18 protein-coding genes and 1 pseudogene are annotated in these 18,877 nt (G+C 59.0%); 11 read left to right on the top strand and 8 right to left on the bottom strand.

Translation table 11 applies throughout. From position 1 onward, the window contains the following. Window positions 1-29 precede the first annotated feature (29 nt). Window positions 30-416: a YgiW/YdeI family stress tolerance OB fold protein gene (locus AACS24_RS11160; protein WP_033115065.1), complete on the bottom strand. Its 387-nt coding sequence runs from the start codon at window positions 414-416 to the stop codon at window positions 30-32. Window positions 417-752: 336 nt separating this feature from the next. Between AACS24_RS11160 and AACS24_RS11155 the strand changes: the two genes are divergently transcribed. Both AACS24_RS11155 and ompA read left to right on the top strand, forming a co-directional pair. Further along, on the top strand, window positions 753-1,775 hold the full coding sequence (locus AACS24_RS11155) for an SGNH/GDSL hydrolase family protein (RefSeq protein ID WP_108570717.1): 1,023 nt from the start codon (window positions 753-755) through the stop codon (window positions 1,773-1,775). 254 nt (window positions 1,776-2,029) lie between these two features. Beyond that, a complete protein-coding gene (gene ompA, locus AACS24_RS11150) occupies window positions 2,030-3,073 on the top strand; it encodes a porin OmpA (protein ID WP_033115063.1) in 1,044 nt (347 codons plus the stop codon). Between the two features lie 117 nt (window positions 3,074-3,190). Here the strand turns inward: ompA and AACS24_RS11145 are convergent, their stop codons facing one another. Beyond that, window positions 3,191-4,213, bottom strand: coding sequence for a GGDEF domain-containing protein (locus AACS24_RS11145; protein ID WP_033115062.1), 1,023 nt, complete (start codon window positions 4,211-4,213; stop codon window positions 3,191-3,193). A 134-nt stretch (window positions 4,214-4,347) separates the two neighbouring features. Between AACS24_RS11145 and rnr the strand changes: the two genes are divergently transcribed. From rnr to AACS24_RS11125, 4 genes are read left to right on the top strand one after another with little or no spacing between them, the layout of a single operon-like run. Continuing rightward, window positions 4,348-6,747 (top strand): ribonuclease R, encoded by a 2,400-nt coding sequence (gene rnr, locus AACS24_RS11140; protein WP_108570716.1) that lies wholly within the window; start codon window positions 4,348-4,350, stop codon window positions 6,745-6,747. Next, entirely contained in the window at window positions 6,744-7,493 is a 750-nt protein-coding gene (rlmB, locus tag AACS24_RS11135) for a 23S rRNA (guanosine(2251)-2'-O)-methyltransferase RlmB (RefSeq protein WP_108570715.1), read from the top strand. The genes rnr and rlmB overlap by 4 nt, the downstream gene beginning before the upstream one ends. A 2-nt stretch (window positions 7,494-7,495) precedes the next feature. Further along, window positions 7,496-8,068 carry a Crp/Fnr family transcriptional regulator gene (locus tag AACS24_RS11130; RefSeq protein WP_005354833.1) on the top strand — a complete coding sequence of 191 codons (573 nt, stop codon included), beginning with the start codon at window positions 7,496-7,498 and terminating at the stop codon, window positions 8,066-8,068. Window positions 8,069-8,124: 56 nt separating this feature from the next. Beyond that, entirely contained in the window at window positions 8,125-8,580 is a 456-nt protein-coding gene (locus tag AACS24_RS11125) for a GNAT family N-acetyltransferase (RefSeq protein WP_104016628.1), read from the top strand. Between the two features lie 285 nt (window positions 8,581-8,865). Here AACS24_RS11125 and srmB read toward each other — a convergent pair whose 3' ends face one another. Next, window positions 8,866-10,092, bottom strand: coding sequence for an ATP-dependent RNA helicase SrmB (srmB, locus tag AACS24_RS11120; protein ID WP_108570714.1), 1,227 nt, complete (start codon window positions 10,090-10,092; stop codon window positions 8,866-8,868). 117 nt (window positions 10,093-10,209) lie between these two features. Here srmB and AACS24_RS11115 point away from each other — a divergent pair, with 117 nt between their 5' ends. The 3 genes from AACS24_RS11115 to brnQ (AACS24_RS11105) all read left to right on the top strand — a co-directional run bounded on the left by AACS24_RS11115 (window position 10,210) and on the right by brnQ (AACS24_RS11105) (window position 14,074). Beyond that, window positions 10,210-10,920, top strand: coding sequence for a tRNA1(Val) (adenine(37)-N6)-methyltransferase (locus tag AACS24_RS11115; RefSeq protein WP_108570713.1), 711 nt, complete (start codon window positions 10,210-10,212; stop codon window positions 10,918-10,920). Between the two features lie 189 nt (window positions 10,921-11,109). Continuing rightward, window positions 11,110-12,417 carry a branched-chain amino acid transport system II carrier protein gene (gene brnQ / locus AACS24_RS11110; protein ID WP_033115055.1) on the top strand — a complete coding sequence of 436 codons (1,308 nt, stop codon included), beginning with the start codon at window positions 11,110-11,112 and terminating at the stop codon, window positions 12,415-12,417. A gap of 379 nt (window positions 12,418-12,796) precedes the next feature. Continuing rightward, on the top strand, window positions 12,797-14,074 hold the full coding sequence (gene brnQ / locus AACS24_RS11105; RefSeq protein ID WP_258222912.1) for a branched-chain amino acid transport system II carrier protein: 1,278 nt from the start codon (window positions 12,797-12,799) through the stop codon (window positions 14,072-14,074). Window positions 14,075-14,152: 78 nt separating this feature from the next. On the opposite strand, the gene AACS24_RS11100 is transcribed toward brnQ (AACS24_RS11105), so the two are convergent. From AACS24_RS11100 to zur, 3 genes are read right to left on the bottom strand one after another with little or no spacing between them, the layout of a single operon-like run. Beyond that, the gene (locus tag AACS24_RS11100) at window positions 14,153-14,383 is read right to left on the bottom strand and encodes a hypothetical protein (protein WP_041209212.1); all 231 of its coding nucleotides are present in this window, start codon (window positions 14,381-14,383) and stop codon (window positions 14,153-14,155) included. Between the two features lie 5 nt (window positions 14,384-14,388). Next, window positions 14,389-14,850 (bottom strand): chemotaxis protein CheX, encoded by a 462-nt coding sequence (locus tag AACS24_RS11095; RefSeq protein ID WP_033115052.1) that lies wholly within the window; start codon window positions 14,848-14,850, stop codon window positions 14,389-14,391. Next, on the bottom strand, window positions 14,840-15,298 hold the full coding sequence (zur, locus tag AACS24_RS11090) for a zinc uptake transcriptional repressor Zur (RefSeq protein WP_041209211.1): 459 nt from the start codon (window positions 15,296-15,298) through the stop codon (window positions 14,840-14,842). Before zur ends, AACS24_RS11095 begins: the two co-directional genes overlap by 11 nt. A 137-nt stretch (window positions 15,299-15,435) precedes the next feature. Between zur and dusA the strand changes: the two genes are divergently transcribed. Further along, on the top strand, window positions 15,436-16,422 hold the full coding sequence (dusA, locus tag AACS24_RS11085) for a tRNA dihydrouridine(20/20a) synthase DusA (protein WP_108570712.1): 987 nt from the start codon (window positions 15,436-15,438) through the stop codon (window positions 16,420-16,422). A 75-nt stretch (window positions 16,423-16,497) separates the two neighbouring features. Here the strand turns inward: dusA and AACS24_RS11080 are convergent, their stop codons facing one another. Both AACS24_RS11080 and AACS24_RS11075 read right to left on the bottom strand, forming a co-directional pair. Further along, window positions 16,498-16,797 (bottom strand): hypothetical protein, encoded by a 300-nt coding sequence (locus AACS24_RS11080; protein WP_108570711.1) that lies wholly within the window; start codon window positions 16,795-16,797, stop codon window positions 16,498-16,500. Between the two features lie 132 nt (window positions 16,798-16,929). Beyond that, complete coding sequence (locus AACS24_RS11075; RefSeq protein ID WP_108570710.1) at window positions 16,930-18,534, bottom strand: peptide ABC transporter substrate-binding protein; 1,605 nt, start codon at window positions 18,532-18,534, stop codon at window positions 16,930-16,932. A 183-nt stretch (window positions 18,535-18,717) separates the two neighbouring features. Here AACS24_RS11075 and AACS24_RS11070 point away from each other — a divergent pair. After that, window positions 18,718-18,877, top strand: a pseudogene (locus AACS24_RS11070) (ParB-like protein); the annotation flags it as partial.

The following is an 18,877-nucleotide window of genomic DNA, read 5'->3' as shown; positions in this document are numbered from 1 at the left end:
CGTCTGGTCAGTCAGGGATCATCCCGGCCTTACTTGGCGATGAAGCCGCCTTTGGCCTTGGGCGCCGCGCCCACCTTCTCCAGACTTTCCACATCAAGCTCGGTCTTGTTCCAGCTGTGGTCCACCTCTCCACGGATGCGGATCAGATCGTCCGGTCCTACCTCGGTGCCACGCCATACCTTCTCGTCAACCTCGACCTCTACTTCACCGCTCTCGTCGCGGAACAGGTAGTTTTCACCACCAAGGTGCTTGACCAGCTTGCCCTCCAGCGTGGCCCAGCTGTCATCGGCCAGATCCTTGAGTTGCGCCACGGAGACCTTGTTCTGTTCCATCGGGCCCGTGTAGGCCGCCATGGCGAAAGAGGATACGGACATCAGGGTCAACATTCCGATAATGGCTGCGCTTGCTTTGTTCATTTCATGCTCCTGTCGTTGGGATGGGGGCATTGTGAAGAGGTGGGCGTGAAACAAGCGTGAAAGCCTCCTCTTTATTTGCGAGAAGGTGATAAATCAAAAAAATGCGCGCTTTTTTCGACAGCGACCGGACTCGAAGCGGGTTAAAAATGGGAGAAGAGAGCACATGTTTTGTGAGCGCAATCGATTCTATTGCGCGAAAGGGTAGGTGAAGGTTTAGCCAGATCGCTAATCTGTCGTCTTGATCAGGCGTCAGTGGAGATCTGTCTCTTCCCAAAGAGATCTCCGTTCGAGGAAAGCGAGCAGGGGTAACCCTTGCCGAACAATGAGAATAACAAAATGAAAAAGTGGCTTGTTTGTTTATTGGGGTTGATGGCGTTGACCGTTCAGGCGGTCGAGCGTCCTGCCTTTTCCCGTATCGTGATGTTTGGCGACAGCCTCTCCGATACCGGCAAAATGTACCAGAAGATGAAAGGGTATCTACCCTCCAGTCCCCCCTATTTCAAGGGGCGTTTCAGTAATGGGCCAGTCTGGCTGGAAGTGTTGCAACAAGAGCATTTCCCGGGGCTTAAGCTGGCCAACGAGGCTGAAGGCGGTGCTACTGCGGTGGCCTATAACCACCTTGGCCCCCTGAATGGCTGGCTTGGCTTCTGGTCCTGGGATCCCAAGTATCAGGTGATCAACAACCTTGAGTACGAGATCAAACAGTTTCTGAAAAAAGACAAGTTCCGCCCCGATGATCTGGTGGTGATTTGGGTAGGGGCCAACGACTATCTGGCCTATGGCTGGAACAAGGAGAAGGATGCGGATCGGGTGGTCGCCACCATTCAGGCCGCAGCGAATAATCTGGTTTTAAATGGGGCCAAACAGATACTGCTGTTCAACATTCCTGATCTGGGGCAGACCCCGTCGGCTCACAGCATGAAGGTGGTCGACAAGGTGCGTCATGTGGCCAAATACCATAACCAGCGTTTGCAGGCGCTCACCAACGAGCTTGCCCCTCTTGGCATCGTGAAGCTGTTCGAAGTAGACAAGCAGTTTGACGAGATGGTGCGCGACCCGCAGCAGTTCGGGCTCAGCGATATCGAACATGCCTGCTACGGCGGTGGCTATGTCTGGAAGCCCTTTGCCAAGATGCCGAAAGCAGCGGCGCTGACGCTGCCGGAGCAGCTTGCCATTGCGAGCAACCCGATCCTGGCGCAGGCTGTTGTCAGCCCCGAGTTGATGCGGGCGGCCATGACGGCCAATTGCGAGGGCAACATGTTCTGGGATCAGGTTCACCCGACTCGTACCGTGCATAAAGTTCTGGGTCAGCGTGTGGCCGATTTTATCGAGCAGAACTACGAGTTCATCCGTCAGTAACACCCCTTCCGGGCCAGCGACAGGCTGGCCCATTTCCCCGCAGAATGATGCATTCATCCCTTTCTTGGTCAAATAACAGACATTTGTTGCTGTTTTTGTGATGTCATTGAGTTAAAGTGTTATTTGTTAATTGATATCAGGTACTTGAAAATAGGCTAACGTTGATATGCTGCGATCGTGTTTGTGCGATTGCGCCTATAAGACGAGGTGATATCAATCAACCTCCTCCTACATAAAGTTGCAGAGGCTAAGACATGAAAAAATCATTGATTACCTTACTGGTTACCGGTTTGCTCGCTGCCAACGCACAGGCGGCCGGTCAGGACAACACCTGGTATGGCGGTGCCAAACTGGGCTGGTCCAACTTCTATGGCATTGATGAAAGCAACGCTTTGACTCTTGGCAATGAGACCAATGATGCTCTGGGCGCCGGCGTGTTTGGTGGCTATCAGGTCAACAAGAACCTGGGGATCGAGCTGGGCTATGACTACCTGGGTAAATATAAATACGATGCGGTGAAAAGCGGGGCAGCATTCAGTGATGAAGTCACTGCACAGCTGGCGCAGTTGACCCTCAAACTGGGCTTCCCGGTGACCGATAGCCTAGATCTCTATGGCCGCGTTGGTGGTGGTTATGGCTGGGCGGATGCCAAGAGCGATGTCTTCAAGGATGACAGCCGCTTTGTTGTCGTAGGTGCTCTGGGTGCTGAATATGCCTTCAACCGCGACTGGGCTGCTCGCCTCGAGTATCAATATTCCACTCCGTATGGCAGCCGTGACGACACCGGTCTGCGTATGGACAACGGCCTGCTCTCGCTGGGCGCTGTCTATCGCTTCGGTCAGGTTGCTCCTGTGGTTGCCGCACCGGCTCCTGCGCCGGCACCAGCACCCGAGCCTGTTATTGTCGAGAAGCAGTTCACCCTGAGCTCCGACGTGCTGTTTGACTTCAACAAGGCAACGCTGAAGCCGAAAGCCAGCGAGGCTCTGGACAACCTCTACAGCCAGATTGAGTCTGCGCGTCCGAAGGATGGCGTCGCCACCGTGATCGGTTACACCGACCGCATTGGCTCTGACTCCTACAACCAGAAGCTCTCCGAGCAGCGTGCCCAGACCGTTGCTAACTATCTGGTAGGCAAAGGGATCCCGGCCAGTAAGGTCAATGTGGAAGGGCGTGGCAAGGCTTCCCCGGTTACCGGCGACAGCTGCGTCAGCAAGTCCAAGCGCGAGCTGATCGTCTGCCTGGCTCCGGATCGCCGTGTCGAAGTGAAAGTGGAAGGGGTCACAGAGGCCCAGCAGTAATCGTCTGACTGGTGCCGCCGTGGTTTAACCCTGGCGGCATTGGTAAGAGATGAAGAAAAGCCAGTCAGTGATCTGACTGGCTTTTCTATTGGGGAAGATCCGGCAATTCGACGGCTCTCAGGAGGGGAGTGGCATGACCCGGTTACGGCCAAGCTCTTTGGCCTTGTAGAGCAGTTTATCGGTTCGCTCGACCAGACAGTCGGCACTCTCCTGACCGTTGAACTCGCCCACGCCGAACGAAGCGGTGATGTGATCGATGCGCCGGCCTGACTTGCGATCCAGAATCGACATCCGCTCGATGGCGCGGCGCATGCTCTCTGCCATCTGCCTGGTCAGTGCCAGATTGCGATGGGGCACCAGCATGGCGAACTCTTCGCCACCCAGCCGATAAGCTGTCACGCCCTCCTTGCAGGCATCGCGCAGCCGCTTGCTGAAAGCGCGCAGCACCTGATCGCCAAGCAGGTGACCATATTCGTCGTTGAAGTTCTTGAAGCGGTCGATGTCGGCAAGGATCAGCGAGAAGGGCTGCTGGCTGCGGATCAGGCTCTCCAGTTCGAGGTCAAAGGCGCGCCGGTTGAGCAGGCTGGTGAGGGCATCCTCGTTGGCCAGCTTGCGGGTCTCGTTGAGCGCAGCCCGCAGCTCCTTGATCTCTTTTTCGGCATTGCTGAGCTGGTTGCGAAAGTGCATGGTCGACATGCGTACATCCCGCGATTCACGCACCAGATCGCGCAGGATACCCATGGTGTCTTCCAGACTGAAACCCTCGTCGTCGATACGGCTCAGCTTGTCGAAGCTCTTGTCGAGCATCTCCTGAAACATGCCGGTATCCGAGATGGCATCCTGCATGGAGTGGCCCAGCTCGTTGGCCATGGCGGCGAGGTTGAGCTTCATCGCCTCCATCTGCTTCTCGTCCTGAGCCGCCAGATATTGGTGGTAGAGGCGCTCGCAGGTGGTGAGGGAGCAGGTGCCCTGCAGCTTGACCGCCTGATCGATCGCCTGATTGAGCTCGGGCATGCTGGCCGCAACGTAGTTGTACCAGAGGTGATAGTTATCCGGCGTCGTGGGGATCTGGTACTTGATCATCAGGGGAACTGCCTGCTTGAGATAGGCGGCAGATTGGGCAAATGTGTCCTTACTCATGAGTTCTGTGTCTCATCATGCCAGCGAACTGAAGATAGTATGACAGAGAGATTGGCCAAAAGGCAGCCGATGGATGCCATTCGCCCCCCCCTCCGATATAATGGCACCGTTACCACCTACCCTAAGGCCTGCTTATGTCTCAAAAAGATCCTTTCCTCGAACGCGAGGCCGAAAAATACGAGAATCCCATCGCCAGTCGCGAGATGATCCTCGACCTCATCAAGGGCCACGAAAAACCCATGTCACGGGAAGAGCTGGCCAAGGTTCTCAAGCTGACCGATGAAGAGCCACTGGAAGCCCTGCGTCGCCGTCTGCGTGCCATGGAGCGCGATGGACAGCTGGTCTTCACGCGCAACCAGTGTTATGCCCTGCCGGATCGCCTGAATCTGGTGAAAGGCTACGTACTCGGCCACAAGGATGGCTTCGGTTTCCTGCGTCCCGAGGGTGGTGGCCCGGATCTGTATCTGAACAACCGTGAAATGCAGCGTCTGATGCACGGCGACTATGCGCTGGTGCAGCCGACTGAAATCGACCGCAAGGGGCGCCAGGAGGCGCGTCTGGTGCGTCTGCTCAAATCCCGCGAGGCGGATATCGTCGGCCGTTACTTCGTCGAGAACGGCGTCGGTTTCGTGGTGCCGGATGACAGCCGCATCGGCCAAGACATCATCATCCCGGAAGGGGAGAATAAGGGGGCTCGCCAGAGCCAGGTCGTGGTCGTGCGCATCAACCAGCGCGCCACTGCCCGCTTCAACGCGGTCGGTACCGTGCTGGAGGTGCTGGGTGAAAACATGGCGCCCGGCATGGAGATCGAAATCGCCCTGCGTACCCACGGTATTCCACACACCTGGCCGGAAGAGGTGACCAAAGAGGTCGCCGGTCTCGGCGAACAGGTGCCGGAAAAAGCCAAAGAGGGCCGTATCGACCTGCGTGCCCTGCCGCTGGTCACCATCGACGGGGAAGATGCCCGTGACTTCGATGACGCCGTCTTCTGTGAAGCCAAGCGTGGTGGCGGCTGGCGTCTGTGGGTTGCCATTGCCGACGTTTCCGCCTACGTGAAGCCGGGCACAGCTCTCGACACCGAAGCCTATCAGCGCGGCAACTCCGTCTACTTCCCCGAGTTTGTGGTGCCCATGCTGCCGGAGGTGCTCTCCAATGGCCTCTGTTCGCTCAACCCGCAGGTTGACCGCCTCTGCATGGTGTGCGAGATGACCATCTCCGCCTCTGGCCGCATGTCCGGCTACAAGTTCTACGAAGCGGTAATGAACTCCCACGCCCGTCTGACCTACACCAAGGTGGCGGCGATCCTCGACGGGGATCCCAAACTGCGCCAGCAGTATGACCCGCTGGTGGGCCATATCGAGGAGCTCAACAACCTCTACAAGGCGCTCAAGCATGCCCGTCATCAGCGCGGCGCGGTGGAGTTCGAGAGCGAGGAGACCCGCTTCATCTTCAACGCCCAGCGCAAGATCGACCGCATCGTGCCGCTGGTGCGCAACGACGCCCACAAGATCATCGAAGAGTGCATGATCCAGGCGAACGTGGCTGCCGCCCGTTACATCGAGAAGAACGAAGCTGCCGCCCTGTTCCGGGTGCACGACCGTCCGGGTGAAGAGCGTCTGACCGGTTTCCGTGACTTCCTGGCCGAACTCGGTCTGGAGCTCAAGGGCGGTCTTGAGCCCGAGCCGAAGGACTTCGCCGAGCTGGCTGCCAAGTTTGAAGGGCGCCCCGATGCGGAGCTGCTCTCCACCATGCTGCTGCGCTCCATGCGTCAGGCTATCTATCAGGCTGACAACATCGGTCACTTCGGTCTGGCCCTGAAGTCCTACGCTCACTTCACCTCGCCGATCCGTCGCTACCCCGACCTCATCCTGCACCGCGCGATCAAGTATCAGACCGCCAAAGAGCAGCAGGCCAACCTGCGCCACAAGTGGACTCCGAGCGGTGGTTACCACTACCAGCTGGAAGAAGTGGATCCGATGGGCGAGCACTGCTCCATGACCGAGCGCCGTGCCGACGATGCCACTCGCGATGTGGCCGACTGGCTCAAGTGCGAGTACATGCTGGATCACGTGGGTGACGAGTTCGACGGCGTCATCGCCAGCGTCACCGGCTTTGGCTTCTTCGTGCGTCTGGCCGAGATCCACATCGACGGTCTGGTGCACGTCAGTACCCTCACCAACGACTACTACCAGTTCGACCCGCTGCACCAGCAGCTGATTGGCGAGAACTTCCGCCGCCGCTACCGTCTGGGTGACAAGGTGCGGGTCAAGGTGATGGGCGTCAATCTGGACGATCGCAAGATCGACTTCGTGATGGTGGAAGAGCCCCTCAAGGCCACCGGCAAGAACGCCAAAGAGATGGCGCGCAAGCAGGCCGAGATCAAGAAAGAGAAGGCCAAAAGCGCCGAGCGCCACGAAAAGCGCAAAGAGAAAGATGGCAAGGAGAGCGGCAAACCCGCCAAGGGTGGCCGTGCCAAACCCAGCAACAGACGACCGGGCAAAAAAGCTCGCGATAAGGCCAAGAGCACTAAATGAGTACTGAACTGATCTACGGCATTCACGCTGTTACCGCGCTGCTGGAGCGCACTCCCGAGCGTTTCATCGAAGTGTGGGCCCTCAAGGGGCGGGATGACGACCGGCTGCAACCCCTGCTGGCCGAGCTGGAATCCCTCGGCCTCAAGGTGCAGAACGTGAACCGCAAGACCCTTGATGACAAAGCGGAAGGCAACAATCATCAGGGCATCATGGCCAAGGTGATCGAAGCGCCGAAGCTCGCCGAGCACGATCTGGCCAGCCTGCTGGACGAGCTGGCGGCACAACAGAGCCAACCCTTCCTGCTGGTGCTGGATGGTGTGACTGACCCGCACAACCTCGGCGCCTGCCTGCGCAGCGCCGATGCTGCCGGGGTGCACGCGGTGATCGTGCCGCGCGACAAGGCCACCGGCCTGACTCCGATCGTGCGCAAAGTCGCATGTGGTGCCGCCGAAGTGGTGCCGCTGATTCAGGTCACCAACCTGGCTCGCACCCTGCGCGAGCTGCAGGAGCGCGGCGTCTGGATCGTCGGCACCGCTGGTGAGGCCGATCACGACCTCTATCAGGCCAAGCTGACCGGCCCGATGTCGCTGGTGATGGGCGCCGAAGGCAAGGGCATGCGCCGTCTGACCCGCGAGCACTGCGACGAGCTGGTGAGCATCCCGATGGCGGGGGCGGTATCCAGCCTCAACGTTTCGGTGGCGACCGGCGTCTGCCTGTTTGAAGCCGTGCGTCAGCGCCGTGCTTGATCATGCTGACTGACAGACCCCCCTTCGATTGGGCGCAGGTCGCAGATAGAGAGGAGGCCGCGCGCCTCCTCTCTTTTGCCCGCCCGCTGACCCTCAGCCCGAAAAGCTGCCTCTGGCACGCCGGCGACAGCCCGGATCTGCTGGTCAGGGTGGAGCAGGGGCTGCTGCGGGCCAAGCTGGTGCTGGAGGATGGCCGCGAGTACATCAAGGAGTTCTATTGGGAGGGGGACGAGTTTCTCGACTTCCACCACCTGCTCAGTGGCGAGCCGGCCCGCTACAGCGTGGAGGCGCTGGAGCCCTGCCGTCTGCAGTTGTTCAGTCTGGCCGACTTGCGCCAGCTGCCCGGCTGGCCGCGCTGGTACCAGCACCTGCTGGAGGTGCAGCTGCGCATCAAGGAGGAGAAGGAGCAGTTGCTGCTGACCGGCAGCCCGCAGGCACGCTATCAGCACTTTCTCGACAGCTTTCCCGCACTCGATGCCAGAGTGCCCGACCACCAGATCGCCGCCTATCTCGGTATCACTCCCATCAGCCTGAGCCGCATTCGCAAGCGACTGAAAGAACTTAACAAAGGTTAATGCAGGGCACTGGCGCCACGATTATGCTGGCAGGCCGAACCGATAAGGAGTTGCCGATGAACTGGATCTTGAAACCCTGGTCTGAACTGACCACTGACGAGTTGTATGAGTTGCTGGCGCTGCGGGCCGAGGTGTTCGTGGTGGAGCAGACCTGCCCCTTTCAGGATCTGGACGGGCTCGATCGCCGCGAAGGGGTCTGGCACCTGCTCGGCTATCAGGGCGATCTGCTGGCCGCCTATGCACGGATCATGGCGCCCGGCATCGGCGATGAGAGTGGTGCTGCCATTGGCCGGGTGGTGACCTCACCCAAGGCGCGTGGCGGTGGTCTCGGTCACCAGCTGATCGGCGAGGCGGTGCAGGCGTGCGAGGCGCGCTGGCCGACCCACAGCATCTGGCTGGGGGCGCAGGCCCATCTGCAGGGCTTCTACGGCCAGCACGGTTTTGTGGCCGAGGGGGAGGGATATGTCGAGGACGATATCCCCCATATCGGCATGCGCAAGACGGTGGCCTGACAGGCCGGCAGCATTCGCTTGATTCGTTGCCCGGATCGGGTGATGGCCCGGCAGGGGGTCTGGCGGGTAAATTCATGCCCTGATGATCGGATGAGGTTCACTATAAGTTTTAGTTAGGTCATTTCCCTAAAACTCATAAATTATATTTATAGTTAGCCGTTCTGGCTGCAAATAGCCCTGCAACGGCTGTGGTGAGCCCGGAGTGGCACAGCTCCGATTTGCCAGATGCACAGAATGCAGAAGGGCCATCCCGCAGGATGGCCCTTCTTGTTTAGCGTTCAGCTATCACTTCTTCTTTTTCTTCTTGGTCGCTTTCTTCTTGCCATCGACCGGCTTTTTCTTCTTCACCGGCACCCGCGCTTCTTTATGTTTGGGGCGCAGCTCGTCGATCACCCGGCGCTTGAGGCGCTCTTCGGTGTAGCGCTCGATCTTGGCGACCATCGCCATATCGTGCGCTTCCACCAGGCTGATGGCACAGCCGCGGTTGCCGGCGCGGCCGGTACGGCCGATCCGGTGGACGTAGACATCGGCGCCGTAGGGCATGTCGTAGTTGATGACATGGCTGACGTTCGGCAGGTCGATGCCGCGGGCGGCGACGTCGGTGGCGATGAGGAAGGGCACTTCACCCTCGTGGAACTTGCGGATCGACTCGATACGCTTGCTCTGCTCCATCTCGCCACGGATCCAGGCGCAGGAGATGCCTGCCGCCTGCAACTGGCCGGAGAGCTCCGCCAGACGCTCGCGGGTCTTGACGAAGACGATGGCTTTCTGGGTGTCCGGATCTTTCAGGATATGAACCAGCAGCGCCAGCTTGTGGGCGGCGTCATCGGCCAGATGGATCCACTGGGTGATGGGGCGACGCTCACTGCGCGGCGGCTCGGCGTGCAGCTCCACCGGATCGTTGAGGATTTCGCTGGCGAACTTCTCAAGGCCGGCCCCTTCCAGGGTGGCGGAGAAGAGCATGGTGTGCTTGCGGTAGCGCGCCTCTGCCACGATGCGGTTCACATCCTTGATGAAGCCCATGTCCAGCATGCGGTCCGCTTCGTCCAGTACCAGTACCTCGATGTCGTGGCTCTCGAACTCCTCTTTCTCGATGTACTCGAGCAGACGGCCCGGGGTGGCGACCACGATATCGGTGGTCTTGGTCAGGGCAGGCAGCTGCTCTTCATGGCTGACGCCGCCGATGATGGTTTCGATGCTGAGGTTGGTGTGGGCCGCCAGCGCCTTGGCGTGGGCAGTCACCTGCAGCGCCAGCTCGCGGGTCGGGGTCAGGATCAGCATGCGGCAGGGGCCCGGCTTGCGGCGCGGGAAGTCCAGCAGGTGCTGGAGTGCCGGCAGCAGGAATGAGGCGGTCTTGCCGGTACCGGTCGGAGCGGATGCCAGAATATCGCGGCCGTCCAGGGCTGGCTCCAGTACCATCTGCTGGATGGTAGTGGGGCGGGTGAATCCCATCTCGGCCAAAGCCCGGTTGAGGGCAGGGTGCAGGTCGAAATCATCAAAGGACTGGCTCATGGCAATACTCGGTCATTAAGGAAACGGCAGATTATAGGCGATTATCTCGTCGGCTCCTATGGCGAGTGTGGCTTAGTCGCTATAATCGCCAACCATTTTTCAGATGACGGGGGCCAGATGGGGCGTAGTCGCGGTTTTACCTTCAAACAGTTCCATATCAATCACGATCGCTGCGCTATGAAGGTGGGCACCGACGGCATCCTGCTCGGTGCCTGGGCCCCGGTCGAACAGGCGCGACGGGTGCTCGATATCGGCTCCGGCAGCGGCCTCATCGCCCTGATGCTGGCCCAGCGCAGCAGATCTGACTGCCATATCGACGGGGTGGAGCTGGATAGTGATGCAGTGATCCAGGCCAGAGAGAACGTCGCTGCCTCCCCCTGGGCTGATCGCGTGGCCATCATCGAAAGCGCGGTGCAGGGGTATCAGGCCGACCCTTACGATCTGATTGTCTCCAATCCCCCTTACTTCGTGGCAGGCCAGTCATTTAGCGATCCGGCGCGGGCGATGGCTCGCCATACCGGCGCCCTCGACAGCCATGCGCTGCTGGCTGCCTGCGACCGACTGCTGGCTCCGAATGGCGAGGTGGCACTGGTGCTGCCGACGGCCATGGCTGATGAAATTTTATGCATCTCGGCGGATTATGATCTGCATGGCATTTGTTATACAGCTGTTATCACCAGAGAGGGTAAAGAGGCAAATCGTGTTTTATTGCGACTTGGCAGAGGATTAAACAGGTGTGAAAGGGGGGATATTGTGATCCATTCTGCTGATGGAGCCTATTCCGACAGATATATCCAACTGACCAGCCCCTTCTATTTGAAGATGTAAATTTCGTCTTGAACTATTTTTTCATGTCATTATGCTGGTTCCAGATCGAGCGCCCGCTCCAGACCAGCCAAAACCACTGGTCGCGATGAAAAATCAAGCGGGGCTCTTTTTTTACCCATATGAACAAACTGGTCAATGACCGATAAAAACTATAACAAGCAATAATTTACAAGACAGACGAGGTTGAACTTGAAGAAATCACTCACGTTGTCCGACGTTCTCGGATTGGGGTTCATGACCTTCGCCTTCTACCTGGGCGCCGGTAACATCATCTTCCCGCCGCTCGCTGGTTACATGGCTGGCGAACACCTCTCTCTGGCGATGCTGGGTTTTCTGGTTACCGCTGTGGGCCTGCCGCTCATCACCATCATTGCTGTCGCCAAGGCCGGTAACGGCTGGGCTGGCATGACCAAGCTGCTGCCTGCGGGCGTAGCCACTGCACTGGCGGTTGCCATCTACATCATCATCGGCCCGGCCTTTGCGGCTCCCCGTACCGGTCTGGTGGCCTACGAGATGGGTCTCAAGCCCTTTATCGGCGATATGGGTCAGGCGGGTCTGGCTGCCTACACTGTGCTCTTCTTCGGGGTGGCCGTGCTGGTCTCCATGAATCAGGGCAAGCTGATGGACGCCATCGGCAAATACCTGACTCCAGTGCTGATGCTGCTGCTGCTGACCCTGGCGATCGGGGTATTCGTGGCGCCGCAGGGCACCATGCCGGAGTCTGCCGGTGACTATCAGAACAGCCCGTTTGTGAAAGGGATCCTGGAAGGCTACAACACCATGGATACCCTGGCTTCCCTGATGTTCGGTGCCCTCATCGTCGACCTGCTGCGCCAGAAAGGGATTAACGACTACCAGAGCCAGTTCAAGTATCTGGCCATCGCCGGCCTGATCTCGGCCATCGGCCTCTCCGTGGTCTACATCTCCCTGTTCGAGTTGGGCAACACTGCTGCAGGCGTGGCGACCGATGTCAGCAATGGCGGCGCCATCGTCAACGCCTATGTGCTGAGCCTGTTTGGTCAGCCGGGTCAGTTCATTCTGGCAGCCATCATTACTCTGGCTTGCTTCACCACTGCCGTGGGTCTGATCTCTGCCTGCTCCGACTTCTTCCACAATCTGACCGGCATGGCTTACAAGAAGCTGGTCGTGCTGCTGGGCGTTATCTGCGCCGTGGTGGCCAACGTGGGTCTGAGCCAGCTCATCAGCCTCTCCATTCCGGTGCTGGTGGCCATCTATCCGGTTGCCGTGGCGCTGGTGCTGGTCACCTTCCTGAAGGGTTACTTCGGTCGCCCGCGTCTGGTGTTCCGCGCTGTGCTGGTGGTGGCTTTCCTGTTCGGCTGCCTGGATGGTCTGGGTGCTGCCGGCATGAAGATGGATGCGTTTGCCTTCCTGCCGCTGTTTGACAAGGGCCTTGCCTGGCTGATGCCGACCCTGCTGGCCTGCGTGGTAGGGATGGTGGTTCGCCCGGCCGAGAAGCTGGCCGCCGAAGCTGCCTGATAGTTTCCCTCTCTCTGACCAAAGAGCCTGCCTTGTGCAGGCTCTTTTGTTTGTTAATTCCTGCACTTATGCCGGATGCTCTGCGGCCTCCTTTCTCTCTCCCGCTCTTTTGCGACTTCCCTGCGATGACCATTCAGTGATTAATTCTGGCCAAGTAAATTGTTTCAAGATATTAATGTGTGATTGAGATCAAATATCTCTTCTTTATGCTCAGGATGGCTCTCCTCATCCGATTTTCGGGGAGAGCGGGAAGCGAGCATATGGTTGTCAGGTTATCTGCCAGGCAGTGGGTGTAATCAACAAGAACAAGCTGATAAGGCAGATGAGGTTGGGTTTGACGAAATCATTGAAGTTGTCCGACGTATTCGGACTGGGGTTTATGACGTTCGCCTTCTATCTGGGGGCAGGCAATATCATTTTTCCGCCGCTGGCCGGTTTTATGGCCGGTGAGCATCTGGTTGCCGCCATGTGCGGTTTTCTGCTGACGGCGGTGGGACTGCCGCTGATCACCCTGATTGCGGTAGCCAAGGGCAGCTCCGGGCGTGGTGCCGGTGGCTGGACCGAGCTGACCCGCTATCTGCCGGCAGGCGTGGCCACTGCGCTGGCCATCGCCATCTACATCATCATGGGGCCCGCGTTCGCCATTCCCCGCACCGGTCTGGTTGCCTACGAGATGGGGCTCAAGCCCTGGCTCGGCGATGCCGGCCATGCGGGGCTGCTGCTCTATACCCTGAGCTTCTTTGCGCTGGTAATCCTGGTGGCGCTCGATCGCGGCAAGCTGCTCGATGCGGTCGGCAAGTACCTGACGCCGGCCCTGATGGTGATGCTGCTCATTCTGGCAGTCGGGGTCTTTATGGCGCCGCAGGGCTCCATGCCCGATGCCAGCGGCGAGTACGTGGACGCAGCCCTGACCAAAGGCATGCTGGAGGGGTACAACACCATGGATACCTTGGCCTCCCTGATGTTCGGTGCCCTGATCATCGGTTTGCTACGCCAGAAGGGGATTGAGGATTATCGCAGTCAGTTCAAATATCTGACCATCGCGGGCTTGATCTCGGCGGTCGGGCTGTCGGCTGTCTATATCTCGCTCTTTCATCTGGGCAACAGTGCTGAAGGCGTCGCTAGCGATATCAGCAATGGCGGCACCATCGTCAATGCCTATGTGTTGAGCCTGTTTGGCCAGCCGGGTCAGTTCATTCTGGCCGCCATCATCACCCTGGCCTGCTTTACCAGCGCGGTCGGCCTGCTCTGTGCTGGTGCCGACTACTTCCACGGTCTGACTGGCTGGGCCTATCGCAACTGGGTCATGCTGCTGGGGGCGCTCTGTGCGCTGGTGGCCAATGTGGGGCTGAGCGAGTTGATCGGCCTCTCCATTCCGGTGCTGGTGGCCATCTATCCGGTCGCTATCGCGCTGGTGCTGGTCACCTTCCTCAAGGGCTATTTTGGTCGTCCTCGCCTGACGTTTCGCTGCGTGCTGGCGGTGGCCTTCCTGTTTGGCTGTCTCGATGGGTTGGGGGCTGCCGGCATGAAGATGGAGGCGTTTGCCTTCCTGCCGCTGTTTGACAAGGGGCTCGCCTGGCTGATGCCAACCCTGCTGGCCTGTGTGCTTGGCATGCTGGTGCGGCCGGTTGGCGATCTGGCTGCCGAGGCAGCGTAAACGGGTGATTCACCTGCCCGCATAACAAAAGAGGCCAGCTGATGCTGGCCTCTTTGTATTGGTCTTTGAGCAGGCGAACTAGATGCGCGGACCTTCCGGCTTGGGTTTGCCATCCAGACCGTACCAGTGGGTCTGTACGCGCCCGGCGTGCCATTCGAAGGTGCCCCACGGTGCTTTGGCTTGCCAGCGGGGGAAGTTGATGACCACCCGATTGTCTTCGTATTTGTAGAGGGAGGTGCTGATCTGGATATCAGAGAGGATCAGCAGCAACGCCCAGCAGATAAAGAACCACTTCAAGGCAGTCCACATCGTGACTACTCGAAGCAGATTTCGATGGTGGCACGACCAAAATCAGATTCGAAAGGCATCATGATCTTGGTGCCATCGGCGCGGTGAGTGATGGTGTGGTTGGGGCCGGAGACGATGACCGGAGTGGCCATGTCAAATTCATAGCCCTTCTCGCCCAGCATCCGCTTGGCGCCGCCGGTCACCATGTTGGTGATCTCGCCCACCATGTCGGTCACCTCTTCATTGATGGTGGCAGGAGCTTCCCCCAGCATGCGGCGCATGATCTCCAGCGCCAGCCCTTTTTCGAAGCTGATGGAGAGCGAGCCACGGGTCTGCGGGCCGACCATGCCGATCAGGCCTGAGACATCGCCGCGAGCCAGCTCGTCCATCTTGCGTTTCGGTTTGCCCGGTTTGAGTTCCAGCTGTGCCATGGTAGAGAGCACATTGAGCAGAGAGAGCAGGAACGGATTTACAAAATCAGCCTTCATGATGACTTCCTACAGTGGGCGTACAGCGAGCACATTGGCCATGTGCCTCTATCGTCTTATTGGTAATAGTAAAACCATGCAGATGGGCCTGCTCGGAAAACGCGCTATCGATCGCCGTATCGTGCAGCTCGACCACCTCGCCGCAGTCATCGCAGATGAGCAACTGCATCGGGTGAGCGTGATCGAAGTGGCAGCAGAAGATAAATGCGTTCAGCGATTCCACCTTGTGGGCAAAGCCCTGTTCGAGCAGAAAATCGAGTGCCCGGTAGACGGTTGGCGGTTTGGCGTTGGCTTCCGTTTGCTGCAGTTGGGCCAACAAATCATAGGCGCTGATGGCGTTGCCATGTGCCGCCAGCAGGCGAAATACCTGACGTCGGGTCGGGGTGAAGCGGATCCCTCGCTGTACACAGAGTCGCTCGGCTCGTTGTAAAAGTTGGTCTTGATTCATGATCGCGCAATTGCCCTTTCTATTAGCTGGATACTATCACAGGGCCTCGCATGGCGCGGCGACAAAATTCATTTTCTGGGGCTGCTTCACGTTGTGATAAAATCCGCCCCTTTCTTTAGCCAACCCGGATGATTTTTATGCAGGCGCAGCGTTTTTCCATCGCCCCCATGCTGGACTGGACCGATCGGCATTGCCGTTATTTTCATCGACTGATGAGTCGCCAGACCTTGCTCTATACCGAAATGGTGACCACCGGCGCCATCATCCACGGCAAGGGGGATTATCTGGGTTACAGCGAGCAGGAACACCCCATCTCCCTGCAGCTGGGTGGCAGCAATCCGGCCGATCTGGCGCGCTGTGCCAAGCTGGCCGAGGAGCGTGGTTATGACGAGGTGAACATCAACGTCGGCTGCCCCTCCGATCGGGTGCAAAATGGCCGTTTTGGTGCCTGCCTGATGGGTGAACCGGCGCTGGTGGCGGACTGCGTCAAGGCGATGCGCGATGTGGTCGATATTCCGGTGACGGTGAAGACCCGTATCGGCATCGACGATCAGGACTCCTACGAATTTTTGCAGGCTTTTATCGAACAGGTGCGCGATGCCGGTTGTGATACCTTCATCGTCCATGCCCGCAAGGCGTGGCTGAGCGGCCTGAGCCCCAAGGAGAACCGCGAGATCCCGCCGCTTGATTATCCTCGCGTCTATCGGGTCAAGCAGGATTACCCGGATCTCACCATCGCCCTCAACGGCGGTGTCACCTCCATGGAGCAAACCCTTGAGCACCTGCAACACGTCGATGGCGTCATGATGGGGCGCGAAGCCTATCAGAACCCCTACATTCTGGCGCAGGTGGACAATCTGGTGTTCGGCCAGAACAACGCCGTGCTGAGCCGTCACGAGGTGGTGCGGATGATGCTGCCCTATATCGAGCAGGAGCTGGCCAAGGGCAACTACCTCTCCCACATGACCCGCCACATGCTGGGGCTGTTCCAGAACATGCAGGGCGCGCGCGCCTGGCGTCGTCATCTGAGCGAAAACGCCTGCAAGCCGGGGGCGGATATTCAGGTGGTGCTGGATGCCATGGCCAAGGTGCCGGAGTTTGCCGCCAGCGAGCAGAGCGAATAACTCTCCTGTCAGGCAAAGCGAAAAAAGCGCGTCTTGTGACGCGCTTTTTTATTTCAATCGGCTGTGGGCAGAGGCTCAGCTGGCGGGGTGGAAGTTGTGGATCTCCCCCTCGCGCGGGGTGAAGCGGGGATCGCTGTCGCGATACGCCTCTATTTGCAGCATGGTCTGGCAGAAGCTGCCTGCTTTGTCGTACTCCTGCCGGGCGAGATCGATAGCTCGCTCGGCCCGTCGCCGCGTCATCTTATCCGCCTTGCGATCGCTGAACTGCTGTTGCTGATGCAGCATCCAGTCGACAAAGGCTTGCTGGCAGTGAGATTCACTCTCGGCCAGGGCTGGCAGTGTCCAGAGCAGGGAGAGCAGTAACAGGTAGCGCATGATAAATGGCGATCGACAACGGGTGATGGAATCGGAAAGCGGGCATTCTATGCGGCGATATCAGGTGTGAACAGTATCAATAAGAGGGCCGCCCGCAGGCGGCCCTCTTGTGCTTCAGCGCTCTATATCAGCTCAGTGTTTGACGATATAGAGTTGGCGGCTGTAGGCCACATCTTCCGGGTTGTTGATGGGGTAGCCCTTGAGCCAGGGCTTGATGAGCCGGGCGTTGGTGTACTGATAGATGGGGGCGATGGGCGCCTGCTGTTCGAGGATGCTCTCCGCCTGATCGAACAGCCGGCTGCGGGCGCCGCTGTCGCGGGTTTGCGCCGCCTTGTCCAGCAATTGGTCATAGCTTGCATCGGCAAAGCCGGTCATGTTGCCACTGTGGTGAGAGCCCCACAGACCGAGGAAGGCGGACGGATCGTTGTAGTCGGCCACCCAGGAGGAGCGGATCACCTCGAACTGGCCGCTCTGGCGGCTGTCGAGATAGGTTTTCCACTCCTGATTGGTCAGCTCTACCTGAGCGCCCAGTTTCTGCTTCCACATGTTGGCGATGGCGAGCGCCAGCTTCTTGTGTACTTCAGCGGTGTTGTAGAGCAGCGAGAGCTTGAGCGGTTTGTCCGGGCCGTAGCCTGCCTCCTTGAGCAGTACCTGCGCCTTGCTGTCCAGCTCCTGCTGGCTGCTGCTCGAGAGCAGGTTGGCCTTGGGCTCGAAGCTGGCGGTCACATCCGGGGTGAAGTGGTAGGCCGGCTTCTCGCCGGTGCCGAGCACCTTGTCGGCAATCAGGGCGCGATCGATGGTGTAGGAGAGGGCCTTGCGCACCCGTACATCGTTCAACGGCGGCTGACGGGTATTGAAGGCGTAGTAGTAGGTGCCAAGTTGCATCGGGGTATAGACCTCACCCGGGATCTCTTTCATCAGTTTGTCGTACTGCTCCTTGGGGAAGGACTCGGTGATCTGCAGATCCCCCGCCAGATAGCGGTTGGTGGCGGTGGTCTCCTGATTGATCGGCATGAAGATGACCTTGGTCAGCACAGTGTGGGCCTTGTCCCAGTAGTGGGGATTGGGCACCAGCTCGAGCTTCTCGTTGACTACCCGGCTGCTCAGCACGAAGGCGCCGTTGCCGACCAGCTTGCCGGGCTGGGTCCACTTGTTGCCAAACTTCTCGATGCTGGCCTGATGTAGCGGCGACAGACTGGGGTGGGTCAGCAGGCTCAGGAAATAGGGAACCGGTTGGGAGAGGTTGATCTGCAGGGTGTGGTCATCGATCGCCTTGACACCCAGCTCGCTGGCAGGCAATTTGCCAGCCATGATCTCGTCCACCTTGTCGAAGCGGGCAAGCTGGGCAAACCAGGCGAAAGTGGCCGCCTCTTTCGGGTCGACCAGCTTGCGCCAGCTGTAGACGAAGTCGCCAGCCTTGACCGGATCGCCGTTGGACCAGCGAGCATCCGGGCGCAGGTGGAAGGTGAAGAACTGGTTGTCCTTGTTCTCCCAGCGCACGGCAACGGCGGGGACGGGTTTGCCATCCGGTCCTTGGGTCAGCAGCCCCTCGAACAGATCCCGCAGCACCTGCAATTCGGGCAAGCCGACCAGCTTGAGCGGACTGAGACTGGCAGGTTCATCTTTCAGGTGGCGAACCACCACCTGTGTGGCGGCCAGTTCGGTTCCGGCGGGAATATCGGCAGCCTGGACTGCGGCACAGCCCAAGAGGGCCAGCAAGGGGCTCCATCCTTTCATGGGTCGGATCCTTCAAATTGTGTGAAGCGGGGAGAAAACTCGGCGAGAAAATGTCGCCGACAGACGGGAAATCATGATATCCCGTTTACTGGTCTGACCGCCAGCATTCGGCTCTCATCTGTCGCCGGGGCGGCGCCGCGTTGTCGCGTGTCCGGGATTGAATGTGACTAGGAGTAGCAAACGATGAAAGCATGGTTATTGCCGGGCTGTTTCCTGATGGTCGGGGCGCTCAGCCAGAGTGTCTGGGCGTTGACGCCGTGTCAGCGCGACACGGCGGTGGGCAGCTGGTGCGAGGCGGGGATCGAGACTCTGCACCCGACCCAGGGGGGGGTGGGGCAGCTGC

This window comes from Aeromonas sp. HMWF016, from assembly GCF_963878195.1.
In the GTDB taxonomy this organism is placed as follows: Bacteria; Pseudomonadota; Gammaproteobacteria; order Enterobacterales; family Aeromonadaceae; genus Aeromonas; species Aeromonas lacus.
Note: the sequence above shows the minus strand (reverse complement) of the source record. Positions and strands in the feature narration are given on the sequence as shown.

What these genes read in the sequence shown, in the direction of transcription:
- AACS24_RS11095 (WP_033115052.1), bottom strand. Translation starts at nt 14,850, where the DNA reads ATGAAGGCTGATTTTGTAAATCCGTTCCTGCTCTCTCTGCTCAATGTG.
- AACS24_RS11075 (WP_108570710.1), bottom strand. Translation starts at nt 18,534, where the DNA reads ATGAAAGGATGGAGCCCCTTGCTGGCCCTCTTGGGCTGTGCCGCAGTC.
- AACS24_RS11145 (WP_033115062.1), bottom strand. Translation starts at nt 4,213, where the DNA reads ATGAGTAAGGACACATTTGCCCAATCTGCCGCCTATCTCAAGCAGGCA.
- AACS24_RS11080 (WP_108570711.1), bottom strand. Translation starts at nt 16,797, where the DNA reads ATGCGCTACCTGTTACTGCTCTCCCTGCTCTGGACACTGCCAGCCCTG.
- srmB (WP_108570714.1), bottom strand. Translation starts at nt 10,092, where the DNA reads ATGAGCCAGTCCTTTGATGATTTCGACCTGCACCCTGCCCTCAACCGG.
- AACS24_RS11100 (WP_041209212.1), bottom strand. Translation starts at nt 14,383, where the DNA reads ATGTGGACTGCCTTGAAGTGGTTCTTTATCTGCTGGGCGTTGCTGCTG.
- AACS24_RS11130 (WP_005354833.1), top strand. Translation starts at nt 7,496, where the DNA reads ATGCTGACTGACAGACCCCCCTTCGATTGGGCGCAGGTCGCAGATAGA.
- dusA (WP_108570712.1), top strand. Translation starts at nt 15,436, where the DNA reads ATGCAGGCGCAGCGTTTTTCCATCGCCCCCATGCTGGACTGGACCGAT.
- rnr (WP_108570716.1), top strand. Translation starts at nt 4,348, where the DNA reads ATGTCTCAAAAAGATCCTTTCCTCGAACGCGAGGCCGAAAAATACGAG.
- rlmB (WP_108570715.1), top strand. Translation starts at nt 6,744, where the DNA reads ATGAGTACTGAACTGATCTACGGCATTCACGCTGTTACCGCGCTGCTG.
- AACS24_RS11160 (WP_033115065.1), bottom strand. Translation starts at nt 416, where the DNA reads ATGAACAAAGCAAGCGCAGCCATTATCGGAATGTTGACCCTGATGTCC.
- zur (WP_041209211.1), bottom strand. Translation starts at nt 15,298, where the DNA reads ATGAATCAAGACCAACTTTTACAACGAGCCGAGCGACTCTGTGTACAG.
- AACS24_RS11115 (WP_108570713.1), top strand. Translation starts at nt 10,210, where the DNA reads ATGGGGCGTAGTCGCGGTTTTACCTTCAAACAGTTCCATATCAATCAC.
- ompA (WP_033115063.1), top strand. Translation starts at nt 2,030, where the DNA reads ATGAAAAAATCATTGATTACCTTACTGGTTACCGGTTTGCTCGCTGCC.
- AACS24_RS11125 (WP_104016628.1), top strand. Translation starts at nt 8,125, where the DNA reads ATGAACTGGATCTTGAAACCCTGGTCTGAACTGACCACTGACGAGTTG.
- AACS24_RS11155 (WP_108570717.1), top strand. Translation starts at nt 753, where the DNA reads ATGAAAAAGTGGCTTGTTTGTTTATTGGGGTTGATGGCGTTGACCGTT.
- brnQ (WP_258222912.1), top strand. Translation starts at nt 12,797, where the DNA reads ATGACGTTCGCCTTCTATCTGGGGGCAGGCAATATCATTTTTCCGCCG.